We start from the raw sequence: 15,152 nt of genomic DNA, 5'->3' as shown, positions 1-15,152 counted from the left end.
TAGATTAATATACTATTTTATTTCTGTAATGCCTCTTGATGAATTTTCATGAACTCTTCAGGAGTGATCTTACTATTAAATAGCGCTTGAACTGCTTCTAAGTGAGCAGTAGTTGGCGCTTCATCAAGTGAAGTATCCCAAGCTAGAACACTTGCCTTTGAAGTTTTAACTTGCTCAGCTATTTGGATTGTTAGAGGATTTAATTTACTGTTGTCCGTTTCACCTTTCCATCCTGAGAAACCAAGACTATTTTCTGCAGCACCTTTACCCATAGCTTCATTTATATATTTTGTAAACTGTACTGACTCATCTTTATATTTTGTGTTTGCATTTACCCAGAAGGATTCTATAAATCCACCTGCAAATTCATCTGTATTACCTTTTCCTGTTGACATAGGAATTTTAGCTGCAACAATCTTATCTTTAACAGCAGTATCTTTATTAGTATACACATTACCTGCAAGCCAACTTCCCATGAGTCTCATAGCTGCTTTACCTGCAATAAAGGTAGCATCTGCTTCATCGTGTGATGTAGCCAGTGGGCTTTTCCCAAAAGCTCCAGCTGCACTTAATGCACTTAATTTTCTAGCTGCTTCTGCAAAGCCTGGATCATCGAAAGCTGCACTACCACTTAAAACTGCATTTATCTTTTCAGCTCCTACTTCTCTTAATGCTAACGCTTCGTAAACAAACGCAGCATTCCATCCATCTTTAGCACCAACTACAAAAGGAAGCACTCCCTTTGCTGATAATTTTTTACTTGCATCTAGTAGCTCATCGTAAGTTGTAGGAATTTTTACGCCATTTTTATCAAACAATTCTTTGTTACAATATAAAACCATGTTCCATGAAAACATTGGTAGTGAATAAGTCTTTTGATTATATTGAAATGCTGTTGTTGAACCTGGGATAATTTTATCTAATGTTCCATCTTTTACATATTCATCTAGTGGTAGTAATTTACCTGATTCTGCTAATTTTCTTGCTTTTCCTCCACCCCAGTAATAAAAAACATCTACTGCTGATGTATTGCCTGCAAATGCTGTATTTATCTTAGTTTTATATGCCTCTGTATCTAAAGTATCTGTTTTTATAGTTACATTTTTATGTTCCGCCTGATATTTCAAAACTGCTGCATCGTATATTTTCTTTAAGTCATTTGAATCATTGCTCCATTGGTGCCATACATTTAGTGTTATCTGTGAATCCTTTGCCACAGTGGCATCCTTAGTTGGTTTTGAATTTGATTTCCCACATCCTACTAAAGTCACAAGTAATGAAGCTGTTAATAATCCCGTAAGAGTTCTTTTAAGTAGCTTATTCATTAATAGTCCCCCTTTTAATTCGTTCACAAATTGGTATCCCGTAAAAACGTTTTCAGTAAACTTATAAAAGCATCTTATGGGACTCCTTAATTAAATTATATAATATATTAACCTTCTGTTAAATTCAAAATTTCTATATAAACAGTTAATTATTTTACTTTTTGATTTGTATTTTTATATTCATTGATTGATTTTCCTGTGTGTTTTTTAAAACAAATACTAAAATAATGGGCATCATTAATTCCTACTTTTCCTGCTATTTCGTAGGCCTTTAAATTTGTATTATTAATATATAAGATGCTCTTGTTTATCCTGAGTTTTGTTATATACTCTGTAATACTTTCTTCCATTTCCTGTTTAAATACTCTACTTAGATAACTATAATTCATAAATAAACTATTGGATATTATACTTAATGACAATTCACTGTTAGTAAAATTTTCTTCAATATATGCTATGATTTTTTCCACTGGCTCACTAATTTTTTTGTTGTTATTTATTTTTATAAAGTCTAACCCGCCACTTAATTGTTTTTTCATGGCATTATATTCATTGAAATATTTACGTTGATCTTTAATTTCACCTTTTAATTTCAATGCAATTTTAAGTACTTCCTCACTATTAATTGGTTTTAAAAGAAAATCCGTAACGCCTAGCTTTATAGCTGTTTTTGCATATTCAAATTCTCTATGTCCTGTAATAATTATAATTTTTATATGCTCATATTTTTCACGTACTTTTTTGCATAGCTGAAGCCCATCCATAAAGGGCATACAAATATCTGTTATTAAAATATCTGGTGGATTTTTTTCCATAAGCCTTAAGGCTGCTTCACCTGAATTAGCTTCTCCAATTATTTCGAAATCATTAGTTACCCAATCTACGCTAAGTTTTATTAAGGTTCTCTCTAAATATTCATCATCTACTATTAACACTTTAATAGTCTCCATTTGTTTCCTCCTCTACCATAGGAACTTTTATGGTTATCTCCGTCCTTTCATTTATTACGCTAGTTATACTCAAAGGGTTTTCTACATTATAAAAAATGGAAATTCTCTGTACAGAACTGTAAATACCAAATCCATTTTTATTAACTTGTGATCTTCGACTTAATATTTCCAATATCTTATCAGAACTCATACCAATACCATCATCTTTCACTATAAAAACTAGCATTCCCTCTTCTATGTATGCTTTAATTTCTAGTTTGCCCTTTCCATGTTTATTTCTTAATCCATGATGTATTGCATTCTCTACAAAGGGTTGTAAAATAAGCTTAAGTATTTTAAGGTTATACATTTCTTCTTCTATTTCATAGGTGACAGAAAATTTCCCTTTATATCTTATATCAAGTATTGTAAGATAATTTTTTATACAATTTATTTCTTCTTCCACCCTTATGATTTCTTTACCACTGCTTAAACTTATACGGTAGAATTCGCCTAAAGATTGAGTTATTTTAAAAGCACTTTCATTATCTTTTAATAATGATAGAGCACTAATTGCATCTAATGTATTATATAAAAAATGAGGATTAACTTGAGCTCTAATTAAATTCAATTCATTTTTTCTTATTACTATCTGTTCCAATTTAACTTTATTTATTAATTCCTCTATCTCAATAATCATGGTATTAAAGCCCCTTTTTAATTGAACTATTTCATCCTCTCTATCTATATCTATTACCATAGTTGTAAAATCACCTTGCTGAGCCTTTCCCATATAGTGTTGCATTTTAATAAGAGGCCTCGTAACAAGCTTTGTAATGTATACAGCTCCAAGTGAGATAAACAAACTATTAACAATAAGTATAATTATTGAAATAATTCTCATTGTACTAATATCCTTAGATAATTCACTTATAGGCATGATACCAACAATTTTCCAATTAGAGAATTTTGATGTGGTAAAACATATTATATTTTTGCTGTCTCCTAATTTTTCAACAGTGTAGCCTTGTTTTTCCACAAGCTTTGGAATTAACTCTTTCTCAAAAGACTTATCCTCAATGGGTGGGGTAGTAATATACTGTCCTTTTTCATCCATTATAAAAAATTGAGATTTATATTTATTCCCTATGTCCTCAAAGCTCTTTTGAATAGTGTCCTCATCTACATTAACTATTAATGTAGCTAATTTCTTCATAGTATTAATGTCATTTATGACTCTAATTAAAGATATATAATTATGATTAGGATCCGTGGCTAATGCTCCACCAGCATTTACAATCCATTTCATATCTCCTTGTAAATTTATGATCTCATTGTACCAAGGTGCATTTTCGATTTTGTCAACAACCATAGGCTTTAGCACATATTTACCCATGGAATATTTATTATCGTAATTATCAAAAACATATACAGATGATATATACTCTCCGGACAACAGCATATTTGCAAGATATTTGTTTAAAATGCTTTGGATATTATACTCTATACCCTCAGATTTTGAGCGCCTTAAGGCGTCTTGAACACCTTTATCAAAAAATATTAAATTTGAAAATTGAGAAACGTTTCCTAATATAAACTCTAGATTCTTATCCAATGCGTTTAAGGTCTGTAATGAAGTTCTGCTAATATTATTTTCCACAATTCTATTATTTATTGCATTATACAATACATAGCTTATTGAAAGAGAAAATAGCAGAATTACCAGATATATCGTATTTATCTTTGTTCTTATTTTGAACTTTAGAAAACGTTTATGTACCCTAGTTGCTAACTTTCTAATTATATTCAAAATCCATACCACCCCTTACTGTAAAATAATCCCTAGTTTTAGTATATGATAAAATAGCATTTCGTCAAATTAATATTTTTTGTAGAATAGAGAATGTTTAAAATTTATACTTCTTAAAAGGTAAGGGCCACCATCATTGGCGGCCCTTACTTCACTATAATAATTTTCACAAATTTTCTTTTACCACATTGAATTACGTCTCCATCTTTTAAATTAAATAAATTATCTATGAGTATTTTTTCTCCATTTATTTTAACTGCTCCTTGCTCAACTAGACGTCTTGCTTCCCTATTGCTTTTAGCAAATTTCATATCAGTTATTATTTTGAAAATAGTAGATTGTTCATTCATCACAGAGTTCTTAATAATCTCTATTTCTTTAATATAATTTGGAATATCCTTCTTTTGAAAAACTGTTTTAAAATATTCCTCTGCCTCCTCAGACGCTACTTTTCCATGATATAATTTAACAATCTCCTTAGAAAGTTTCATCTTTATATCCCTTGGATTGATTTTTCCACCTTCTAGTTGCCTCACAATTTCTTGTATTTCATCTGGATGAATATCAGTTACTAAATTGTAGTATTTTATAATCAATTCATCTGGAATGGACATAACTTTGCTATACATATCATTGTAGTTCTCATCTATTCCAATATAGTTTCCAAGACTTTTACTCATCTTGTCTATCCCATCTGTCCCTTCTAAAAGAGGCATGAATATTGAAATTTGCTTATCTTCACCATATTCCTTTTGAAGGGTCCTTCCCATTAAAATATTAAACCGTTGGTCTGTTCCACCAAGTTCAATATCTGCTTTTATTGCTATGGAATCATATCCTTGCATCAAGGGGTACATAAACTCATGAATTGCAATTGACTGCTGTGCTTTGAATCGATTTTTAAAATCCTCCCTTTCTAACATCCTGGTTACTGTGTATTTTGAAGCTAGCTCAATAACTTCTTTAAAATTCAATTCTGAAAGCCACTCACTATTAAATTTAACCTCTGTTTTATCTGGGTCAAGTATTTTAAACATTTGTTTTTTATAAGTTTCCGCATTTATCAATACTTCTTCGCGGGTTAACTCTTTTCTTGTTTTTGATCTTCCTGAAGGATCTCCTATCATTCCAGTAAAATCTCCAATGATTATAATAACCTTATGACCTAAATCCTGTATTTGTCTCGCTTTTCTTAAAACTACCGTATGCCCTAAATGAATATCTGGTGCTGTGGGGTCTAGTCCTAGCTTAACTATAAGCTGTTTATTATTTTCCTCTGCTTTAATAAGTTTTTGCCTTAACTCCTCCTGGTCAATTATTTCAGTTGTGCCTTTAGATATAATTTTAATTTGCTCATCAATATTAATCATTTTAATTCCTCCTATTTTTTATAATTTCAAAAAACAAAAAACTCTCATCCTCTAGAAAATCTAGAGGACGAGAGTAAAATCCCGTGTTACCACCCCAATTTATTAATATGTTGCCATATTAACCTCATAAAGTACGGCACAACTATGCGCTTATACTGTAGCATTTTAACGGATGCAAGGATTCCGGCAACAGCCTACTACCAACATAAAGATATATCTTCAGTGGATTTGGTGTGCAGCTCAGAGATGTATTCATAATGCTTTTCTTTGCTCCTTCTCAGCTAGGGGAGCTCTCTGTAAAAGAAACTGTTTTACTACTGGTTCTCATCACAGCTTTTATTATTTTAATTGTTTAGTACAGGATATGATCCTATCATTCTAATGTTAATAAAAAGTATAATACTAATTTCCATAAAAAGCAATCGTTTTTAGTATTTTACTAAAATCCAATAATGGTTTTAACTATGTAATATAAAAGAGGCATGAAAATAGCCGGAAGCATGTTGCCAACCTTTATTCTTTTGATATCCAGCATATTTGCACCAATTGCTACAATAAGTAATCCCCCAATAGCAGACATTTCATTTACTACAGAGGCTATTAAAAATTGTTTCATAAGAGAAGCTGTTAACGTTATTATACCTTGGTATATAAAAACTGAAATAGCCGAAAAACATACTCCTATTCCTAAAGAAGATGAAAAAATAATTGCAGATATACCATCTAGTAGTGATTTTGCGTAAAGTATACTATGATTATTAGTAAGACCACTTTCTAAGGAACCCATTATGGCCATTGCTCCTACACAATAAACCAGGCTAGCTGTTACGAATCCATTTGCTAAACCCTTTTGCTTTGGAAATTTTCCCTCTAAAAAGGCTCCAATATTTTCTATACCCTTTTCAATTTTCACTATTTCTCCTATTAGAGTTCCTAATGTAAGGCAAATAATTAATAGAAGAATGTTATTCACTTGAAGTGCACTTTTTAATCCAATAAGAATTACAGACAGCCCTAACGCCTTCATAATTGTCTCATTATATGCATTGGAAATTTTATTCTTAAATAGTGATCCTACTAGTCCCCCAATTAATATTGATAACGAGTTCACAATTGTACCCAACATAAATATCCCCCCCTTAATTCCATAACATTTATTTAATTATAAACGTAAAAATTATTCTTTTACACTAAAAAACACCAGTTTATCGAAAAATTTCTAATAAACTAGTGTATAGTATTTTATGTTTTTAATTTTTATCGATTTTATTCCAATCCCATTTTCTTTTTGGCCTATCAATTTCTCGTTGTATTTCTTTTTCAATAGTTTTAAATATTAAATATGCCAATATAAAACAAGAATATCCCAGTATAATTGCTATAGTAACTTCTCTTGATTGTTGCACTAATGTTTTTTTCAACACTTGTATCATCACTTCTGATAAATTTGATAAATCAGATGGATTTTGTAATCTAAGAGATAGTTCTCTTAAACTAAAGCCTCCCCACACGCTTATTAGTGAAGAAAATAAGGAAACAACTATTAAAAGTATATCGCATACATTTTTAAATCCACTTTCGCTTCCCTTATAGCTTACTAAAAAGTTTTTAATAACAAATATAGCACTTATTATTGCTAGAATTATTCCTAAAATTATTATAATTGTGAATTTTAACATAGAAACACCTCTTTTAAAAGATGGAATACACGTATACATTTTTTCCTTATATTGCTAACACGCATTCACTATTCTATCTTAGATTACCACATTTACCATTTCATTACCATAGTCATCTGTAATTTTTTCAAAACATTCAATTGTACCTCGGTATATTGCTCTATTAAAATAATCACTATTACATAAATCAAAATCTCCAGCAGAATATCCTATAAGGTTTTGTACAATATATATAAGTTGTTTGCCGTATAAATCCATGCAAGCCTCTGGTTTAACTCCCGGCCAAGCATTACAACTTACTACTGTTCTTTGATTGTTTGAATTTAAACACTTTGGTACAGTGCTATATTCATCATCACCTGGGTATATAACCTTTTTATCTAATGTTCCATGTGGTATACCCTCTATTGCCTTTATTTGATCAGAATCTTCACCAATTAAATATGGATCTGCTGTTAAATCTAAAATTATAGAATGCTCTTTTAAATATCCTAATAATTCATTGCTGACAACATATTTTGTTGCATCACCTCTAGTAGTTGCATCTACTAAAATGTCTGTCTTTTTCAGAATTTTTATCATCTGTTTTTTATCATGGGTTATATTTCTGGGTAGCATCTTAACAATTACCCCACTAGTTTTCTCTTGAAGTATATCTTCATTTACTTTGTTATTGCCGTATTTGCCTGCCATTCTTGCTGCTGTTAAACCAACTCGTCCCATCCCCATTATACTCACAATTACAGGTTTTCTTTCTTCAATACAGATATTCTCATAATTTTTAGTCAGCTCAGTAAATGCTACATTAATTCCATTTTCTGAAGTTCCCTCATAATTTACAACCATTCTTTCAAGAAAATCATTTCTAATAGAATCCATAGAAACAGCAAATATACCTTTTTCTTTAAGCTTTTCAACTCTAGTGGCTCTAGTTGCATAATGAAGCATACTAAGTAGTGTACTGCCTTCTTTCATATATTCAATTTCTTCAAACTCTGGTGACCTTAAAACAACAACTATATCTTTTTCATAGCATTCTCTGTTAGCTACAAATATTATTTTATTATTATTTTTTAGATAATCTTCTTTTGTATATCCTAAAGCAGAACCATATCCTTGTTCAAGAAATATTTGAACTCTTTCATTTTTAAACATATCAAAAAAAGACGGCAAAAAATCTCTTCTCTCGTTTACTTCTTTGTGCATTCTTGGAAAACCCATAGTTTTCAATAATATCATCCTCCCCATATTTTTTTCGTGTACAAAATAGTTATCAACTTGATAACTACTTTAAGTTATTTAATTTTAAGCTTTCTAAATGTTTGAAAATTAGATGTAAAAATAAAAGAATTTTTTTGAAGTGCTTAAAAACTTGAAATTATTTATCTTTAAACTCTATTATGAATCAGCGAAACACTGATTATTAGCAACTTTTGACAAGTAACAATTTGCATTGTATAATTAAGTTGTTACTTACTACAATTTAATTATACAATGCAAATTGTAAATTAGCAATGTTATATTAGGAGTTGAGTTATTTATGGAATATTTTTTAGATAATTATATTAAAAAACCAAGTTTTGATTTTATGTTAACTATTGATTGTGAAGGATATAATTTTGATAAGAACTTAAAAAGCAATGTACTAAACTTAGAAAAACTACTAAAATTGAATTCCGAAAACAATATATATACTCTTTTATTTATTACCCCTTATTTTGCCGAAATGATGAAGGAGTTAAATTTAATAGAAAAGATAAAGAGAAATTATAAAGTTATATTTGGGCTTCATATTCATCCAAATAATTTACCAGAATCTATAGAAAAACTTTGCCCATTCATAGAAAAAAATGAAGATCTAATAGCTAATTACTCTTATGATGAACAAAAAATTATAATAAAGCACAGCTACGAATATATTTCAAAATTAGGAATTGATCCAATTCAAGCCTTCCGAGGGGGATATTTTTCAATAGACGATAATACAGAAAAGATATTAGCAGGGTTAACTCCCATAAAGTATGAATCTCATAATATTTACAGACCTCAGTACAAAGTAACCAAAAATGTATTAACTTCTTTACCAGTTTACGCAAAAAATGAAAATGAGGAGTTAAGATTGGAATATTTTAATATTGAAAAGCTTTCTGAAATGCTCACAAAAGGAATTTTGGAAAATAAAAAACTCTTTGGGATAACCCATAGTTACTTATTAGATTCAAATGACTTTCATTATAAACGTGATAACATAAAGCTAGATATTCATGAGAGAATGAGTATTTTAATTGACATTATTAATAAATATAAATAAAAATAGTATTTACATTTAATTATTTTAATGCTACAATCATTCTTATATTATAAATTCGTAGAACAGGAAGAGTAGTTAAAGCAATGCAATTTCAGAGAGCTGAGGATAGTGTGATCTCAGTATTGATAACTTTAGTGAATGGACCTGCTAGAAGTAACCCGAAATCAGATTCTGAGAGTAGTAGTTACCGGACGCCCACTGTTAAAAGGGCTAGAGCATTTTAGTGCTTGAAAATTAAATATGCACGGTTTTTTTGTAGCATAATTTAGGTGGTACAGCGAATATCCTTCGCCCTAATACAGGGCGGGGGTTTTTTTTATTTTAAAAGATAAATTGAAAGGTGGTGGTGAATTTGATGTGCTGAAAGATATATGCACTTAGGAAAATAACAAAACAAAACAATCTAAATTATATTGAAAAGGAGCTAATTTTTATGAAAACAAATAAAATAGTAATAACTTCTCTATTCCTTGCAATAGGTCTTATATTGCATCAAATTACACCAGGTATATTTCTTGGAATAAAACCAGATTTTTTATTAGTATTTATGATTTTATCCATAATATTAACCAAAGATTTTAAAATCGCCTTTATTACAGGAATCGTGGCAGGTGTTCTATGTGCCTTATCAACCTCATTTCCTGGTGGGCAATTACCTAATATTATAGATAAGATAATAACCTCAATGATTGTATATGTCATATATAAAAACTCAAATGCAGATTCTCCTCTTAAATTAACCGGTATTTATTTTTTAGGAACTATAATAAGTGGAAGCATTTTTCTAGGTTCAGCCCTTCTTCTATTTGGACTTCCAGCACCATTTTTTATTCTCTTTGTATCTATAGTGCTTCCTACTTCAGTGCTTAATTCACTTTTGGGGTTTTTCCTGCATAAACTCATCATAACTAACCCAGCTATTAAGCGTAATTTTATAAATTATTAATAAAAAAATATTAAAGAACCAAGCTCATTTAGAGATTGGTTCTTTAACTTAAAATATTTTCTTGTTCTATTATACCTTAAATATTCTTACTTTATTTTTGCTGTGGATAATATTTTTTAAAAGCATCTTCATAACCTTCTGGCTTTTGAAATTCTTGAACTTCACTTATAAAAGTTTTTTTCTCTACCTTTTGTTTTTCCTTCCTTACTTCTCTATTATTATAATTAACCACAATAACGCCTCCAATTAATTTCTCTTGTTACAAAGGAGCTATACTATGCTTTAACTTATTACTCTAATAGTATTTCCAATAATAGAAAAGATATAGATACTTCTTGAAATTTTATTTATAATAAACTTCTCTTAACTTATTATATCTTTCTCTATTTAATCCCATATCAGAATATCCAATCCTTGAAGCTGCTCTAATTTGGATAAGCCTTTTGCTTTCATCAAAGTAAAATTCTACATCGTCATGATATTTCATTATTCCAGTTGTAAAAACTACATATATATAATTCGCCTCATTTTTAATTATTTTATCATTACCATAGTCTTCAATTGCTTTAATTACCTGCTCCTTGGAATTTTTTAAATTTCCCTTAAACTCTAGTGCTTCAACTTTCTTATCTTTTTCTTCTGTTTGTGATGATACTGCATTGGGTTTGTTTGGCATTTTGGCTAACTTTCCATTATTAACCCCTAAATTATTTGGAGTTAAATTGTTTTTTACCAACATATAAATTACAATGGCTCCCATTACGCCAAGTACTCCAGTTAAAATCTTCATATTAACATCCCCTTTATATTAAGTATTTTTAATTCGATATTTATTTCAAATGCCTTATACTAAATTTAATGATTTCCAACTTCATTACCTAACTAGTATTTATAGTTCTCAATTTTATCTATTCTTTTTAGCAACCCATCAAATTCCTCCATATACTTTAAATACTCATCAGTTGAAAGCTTTACTGTACAACCTATTTCACTAGGAATCTTAGAAGCTTCTTCCTTAAGTATCTTACCTTTTGATGTAATATGAATATAAACCCTCCTATCATCCTTTTCATCCTTCATTCTGCATAACCGACCCTGACTTTCTAAGTTATTAAGTATTGGTGTCAAAGTTCCAGTTTTCATTTTTAAATTATTGCTCATATCCTTAAATGATATCCTTTCATGCTCCCATAAAATCAGCATAACTAAATATTGTGGATAAGTTAAATTTAAACTCTGGAGTATTGGTTTATATAATCTAGTCATAGCCTTGGACGCAGAGTAAATTTTAAAACAAAGCTGATTACTTAATTTTAAATCATCCTTCTCCATTTATATCCGTCCTTCACATCTTAATATTGTAGTTTATAATTATTTTTTTCTGAATAATTTTACAACTGAATTATTTAAAATGTTATCTAGGTAAACCTTCTTACTTATCTTAAGCAGTATCTCTCCATATGTAGGGTATGGATGTATAACCTTTGTTAATTTAGCGAAATTTATTCCCAAGGTCTTCACTACTTGTATTTCAGAAATCATCTCCCCCGCTCTATCTCCCAAAACACTAGTTCCTAATACTTTCCCTTTTTTATCACATATTATTTTAACAATACCCTCATCATTTTCTTTTGTTTTTGCTCTATCCAAACTTTTATAATCCTGCTCATACACCCTAATTGAATCGCCATACTTTTCTCTAGCTTCCTGCTCTGTAAATCCAGCTCTTGCAAGTTCCGGCTGTGAAAATGTGCACCAAGCTACATGGGAGTAATCAATCTTTTTCTTTATAGGTAACAAGGCATTTTTCACAGCTGTAATTCCCTGCACATTTGCCATATGTGAGAAAAGATAAGGACCGGTCACATCGCCTATTGCAAATATACCTTTTGTAGTGGTTTCTAAATGCTCGTTAACCTCTATTGCTTTTTTGTTATATTTAACACTAATTTTATCTAAGTCTAAACCCTTTATATTCGGAACTCTACCAAGGGCAACTAATATTTTGTCTGCAGTTATAATTTCCGCAATTCCATCTTTAACTATAGAGAATGCTACCTTACCCTTTTCTTCTGAAGCCTTTTCTGCTGTGCAGGAAGTATATATTTTAACTCCTTCCGACCTGAGTTTCCTCTCTAATATAGATACCAATTTTGGTTCTTCTCTACTTAAAATAGTATCCATCATTTCTACTAATGATACTTTAACACCTAATCTATTCATAGCCTGAGATAATTCTACACCTATAGCACCTCCACCTAAAACAATTATACTCTCTGGAAGTTTTTCCTCTGAAAAAATATTTTCATTTGTAAGATAATTTATATCCTTTAAACCATCAATAGGTGGAACCATTGGTGAAGAACCTGTAGAAATGAATATTTTCTTAGCTTTAATTTCTTCTCCATTGACACTTAACGTGTTTTTATCAATAAATTTTGCAAATCCATTAACATAATCGATACCATCTCTTTTCAAAACTTCGGGGCTTTCTTCTTTATAAACATTATTAATTACTTTTCTAACTTTTTCTAAAACCTCACCAGTATCAACCGAAAAATCCGAATATTTCCTTGCTACATGTATTTCATTTGCAATATTTATTAAGGCCTTGCTGGGGATACATCCACTCCAAGTGCATTCTCCACCAGGTTTATTCTTATCAATTAAAATAACTTTTTTTGAAAATCCTTTTGCAGTATACGCAGCAGTTAATCCTCCCGAACCTGCTCCTATTATAGCAACATCATATGCTTTCATTCTACGCCTCCATTAAATAATCTATTTATGTTAATTTACTATAAAAAGTAAATCGTATCCGATTAATTTTATAAGATTATTATATAATATATAATATATTTGTCAATTATAATTATTAAATCCAATTTTCCTTATTAAATAGGTCTTAGTCTTTTTAAAATATGCTTTTACTAAATTTCTATTCATATATTTCCAATAATACTATTTTTTAGCATAGATTAATTTGTCGATTTATGTTATAATATACACATTGCATTGCCGAATCTCTTAAATGGAGAACGGGGGATATCTTATGGGGTGAATCTCTTATCTAGAGTAGGGTTCCTTTAACCCGAATCCGTCAACTAACCTCGCAGGCTTATAAAGGAGGACTCGTTATTATTAAATTAAATTTAAAAACTACTTTGTTAGCATTAACCTTAGCTTTAGTTAGTAGCAGCTCTGTATATGCTGCCACATATAAAGTTAAATCAGGTGATACATTAGGTGGTATCAGCAAAGCTTATAACACAACTACTAATTATTTAATGAAAAACAATGGATTATCAAACTACAACATATATTCTGGACAAGTACTAGATGTTCCAACTAATACTTATAATGTAGTTAGCGGTGACACCTTATATTTCATAGCTAAAAAGTATAATATGCCTTTGGATAAGTTAAGAGCTGCTAATGATAAGTGGAGTGATACTATTTACCCTGGAGATGTCTTTAAAATTCCAGTTGTCACAACTACAACCACAAATAAACAAGCTACTCCACTGACAACATCTAAAGTTATTTCCTACTCCAATAGTGACGTAGATTTATTAGCTAGATTAATAACTGCTGAGGCCGGTGGCGAAAGCTATACTGGTATGCTCGCTGTAGGAGCTGTGGTAGTGAACAGAGTTCAAAGCTCACTGTTTCCAGATAATATTAACAAAGTAATTAACGAAAAAAGCAATGGCTACTATCAATTTTCACCAGTATTGGATGGTAATATTAATAAAGTTGCAAGTACAGAGGCAACTAAAGCAGCATACGAATCTTTAAAAGGAACAGACCCAACTAATGGCGCTTCGTACTTTTTTGAAAATACTATAACAAACAAATGGTTAACTTCAAAGAAGGTAGCTGTTATTATAGGCAACCATACATTCGCTTATTAATGCATGAATTTTGAATATAGCAATATAAAAAACTTCCACAGTATAGTGGAAGTTTTTTATATTGTTATACTCTCTTTTTTTATATAAATATTAAAGGAGTAGTATATTTCCTGTTTAAATTCTCGCTTTTCACTAGTTGAAACTTTTTCCCATTGCTTATTATTCTCTAAATTCACTAATACACTATCATGCACATACTCTTTGTATATTTTAGTTATGTATGCCTTATTACATCGTGACATTAGTTGAGAATAAATTGATCCACCGCCTATTACGAATATGTCTTCATCCTTATATTTTTTTAGTTGTTTAAAAAGTTCCTCCAATGAATAGCATAAAATCACACCTTCACATTTATAATTTTTGTTTCCGGTAAGCACTATATTAATTCTTTGATTTAACGGTTTTTTATTAATATTTTTTTTATTACTTTCCTATATTTAAAATCCCTAAAAAAACACTTGCGGAGGCGATGTGGCCTTTACAATTTACCTATAATTTATAATTATTATATCAAATTATCATAAAAATTCCAAAAAAAATAAAACAAACAACTTTAAACACTAAGTAGTGCTTAAAATTGCTTGTTACATTTTCAGACTATTAGTCTCTCAAAATTAAACAGAGAATAGGTTACGAGTAATTACAGTAGATGTTTTGCATTGACCGAAGTCTTTGCATCTACTCCCTAGAAAGGAGGTGATCCAGCCGCAGGTTCTCCTACGGCTACCTTGTTACGACTTCACCCCAATCATCAATCCCACCTTCGGCCGCTGGCTCCTTACGGTTACCTCACGGACTTCGGGTGTTACCAACTCTCATGGTGTGACGGGCGGTGTGTACAAGGCCCGGGAACGTATTCACCGCG

The 15,152-nt window shown here is 30.3% G+C and carries 15 protein-coding genes, 1 rRNA gene, 1 riboswitch and 2 other annotated features; of the genes, 3 read left to right on the top strand and 13 right to left on the bottom strand.

Annotated elements, in window-relative coordinates:
- Nucleotides 1-17: 17 nt before the first annotated feature.
- The 7 genes from KPL50_RS11940 to KPL50_RS11910 all read right to left on the bottom strand — a co-directional run bounded on the left by KPL50_RS11940 (nt 18) and on the right by KPL50_RS11910 (nt 8,334).
- Nucleotides 18-1,325, bottom strand: coding sequence for an ABC transporter substrate-binding protein (locus KPL50_RS11940; protein ID WP_216298700.1), 1,308 nt, complete (start codon nt 1,323-1,325; stop codon nt 18-20).
- A 149-nt stretch (nt 1,326-1,474) separates the two neighbouring features.
- Entirely contained in the window at nt 1,475-2,275 is an 801-nt protein-coding gene (locus KPL50_RS11935) for a response regulator (protein ID WP_216298699.1), read from the bottom strand.
- On the bottom strand, nt 2,262-4,064 hold the full coding sequence (locus tag KPL50_RS11930; protein WP_216298698.1) for a sensor histidine kinase: 1,803 nt from the start codon (nt 4,062-4,064) through the stop codon (nt 2,262-2,264). Before KPL50_RS11930 ends, KPL50_RS11935 begins: the two co-directional genes overlap by 14 nt.
- Nucleotides 4,065-4,210: 146 nt before the next feature.
- The gene (tyrS, locus tag KPL50_RS11925) at nt 4,211-5,434 is read right to left on the bottom strand and encodes a tyrosine--tRNA ligase (RefSeq protein ID WP_216298697.1); all 1,224 of its coding nucleotides are present in this window, start codon (nt 5,432-5,434) and stop codon (nt 4,211-4,213) included.
- A gap of 60 nt (nt 5,435-5,494) precedes the next feature.
- Nucleotides 5,495-5,774 (bottom strand) — a binding site (T-box leader).
- Nucleotides 5,775-5,873: 99 nt separating this feature from the next.
- A complete protein-coding gene (locus tag KPL50_RS11920) occupies nt 5,874-6,560 on the bottom strand; it encodes a DUF554 domain-containing protein (RefSeq protein ID WP_216298696.1) in 687 nt (228 codons plus the stop codon).
- A 124-nt stretch (nt 6,561-6,684) separates the two neighbouring features.
- The gene (locus KPL50_RS11915; RefSeq protein ID WP_216298695.1) at nt 6,685-7,113 is read right to left on the bottom strand and encodes a hypothetical protein; all 429 of its coding nucleotides are present in this window, start codon (nt 7,111-7,113) and stop codon (nt 6,685-6,687) included.
- Nucleotides 7,114-7,191: 78 nt separating this feature from the next.
- Entirely contained in the window at nt 7,192-8,334 is a 1,143-nt protein-coding gene (locus tag KPL50_RS11910; RefSeq protein WP_253200594.1) for an alanine dehydrogenase, read from the bottom strand.
- A gap of 319 nt (nt 8,335-8,653) precedes the next feature.
- On the opposite strand from KPL50_RS11910, the gene KPL50_RS11905 reads away from it, so the two are divergent.
- Nucleotides 8,654-9,424, top strand: coding sequence for a hypothetical protein (locus KPL50_RS11905; protein ID WP_216298693.1), 771 nt, complete (start codon nt 8,654-8,656; stop codon nt 9,422-9,424).
- 49 nt (nt 9,425-9,473) lie between these two features.
- Nucleotides 9,474-9,723, top strand: a binding site (T-box leader).
- Between the two features lie 134 nt (nt 9,724-9,857).
- On the top strand, nt 9,858-10,370 hold the full coding sequence (locus KPL50_RS11900) for a tryptophan transporter (RefSeq protein WP_216298692.1): 513 nt from the start codon (nt 9,858-9,860) through the stop codon (nt 10,368-10,370).
- 91 nt (nt 10,371-10,461) lie between these two features.
- On the opposite strand, the gene KPL50_RS11895 is transcribed toward KPL50_RS11900, so the two are convergent.
- From KPL50_RS11895 to KPL50_RS11880, 4 genes are all read right to left on the bottom strand, one after another.
- Nucleotides 10,462-10,602 carry a hypothetical protein gene (locus KPL50_RS11895; protein ID WP_216298691.1) on the bottom strand — a complete coding sequence of 47 codons (141 nt, stop codon included), beginning with the start codon at nt 10,600-10,602 and terminating at the stop codon, nt 10,462-10,464.
- 111 nt (nt 10,603-10,713) lie between these two features.
- Nucleotides 10,714-11,160 (bottom strand): DUF1499 domain-containing protein, encoded by a 447-nt coding sequence (locus KPL50_RS11890; protein WP_216298690.1) that lies wholly within the window; start codon nt 11,158-11,160, stop codon nt 10,714-10,716.
- 92 nt (nt 11,161-11,252) lie between these two features.
- Complete coding sequence (locus tag KPL50_RS11885) at nt 11,253-11,702, bottom strand: MarR family winged helix-turn-helix transcriptional regulator (RefSeq protein WP_216298689.1); 450 nt, start codon at nt 11,700-11,702, stop codon at nt 11,253-11,255.
- A gap of 39 nt (nt 11,703-11,741) precedes the next feature.
- Entirely contained in the window at nt 11,742-13,130 is a 1,389-nt protein-coding gene (locus KPL50_RS11880) for an NAD(P)/FAD-dependent oxidoreductase (RefSeq protein ID WP_216298688.1), read from the bottom strand.
- Nucleotides 13,131-13,376: 246 nt separating this feature from the next.
- Nucleotides 13,377-13,504, top strand: a riboswitch (cyclic di-AMP (ydaO/yuaA leader).
- Nucleotides 13,505-13,534: 30 nt separating this feature from the next.
- Here KPL50_RS11880 and KPL50_RS11875 point away from each other — a divergent pair.
- Entirely contained in the window at nt 13,535-14,284 is a 750-nt protein-coding gene (locus KPL50_RS11875; protein WP_253200586.1) for a LysM peptidoglycan-binding domain-containing protein, read from the top strand.
- A 56-nt stretch (nt 14,285-14,340) separates the two neighbouring features.
- Here the strand turns inward: KPL50_RS11875 and KPL50_RS11870 are convergent, their stop codons facing one another.
- Together KPL50_RS11870 and KPL50_RS11865 are read right to left on the bottom strand one after the other, a co-directional pair.
- The gene (locus tag KPL50_RS11870; protein ID WP_309245175.1) at nt 14,341-14,700 is read right to left on the bottom strand and encodes a dihydrofolate reductase; all 360 of its coding nucleotides are present in this window, start codon (nt 14,698-14,700) and stop codon (nt 14,341-14,343) included.
- A 276-nt stretch (nt 14,701-14,976) separates the two neighbouring features.
- A 16S ribosomal RNA gene (locus KPL50_RS11865) occupies nt 14,977-15,152 on the bottom strand; the annotation flags it as partial.

Origin of the sequence: Clostridium sp. CF012, assembly GCF_018861755.1 — a bacterium.
Classification (GTDB): domain Bacteria; phylum Bacillota; class Clostridia; order Clostridiales; family Clostridiaceae; genus Clostridium_AD.
Note: the sequence above shows the minus strand (reverse complement) of the source record. Positions and strands in the feature narration are given on the sequence as shown.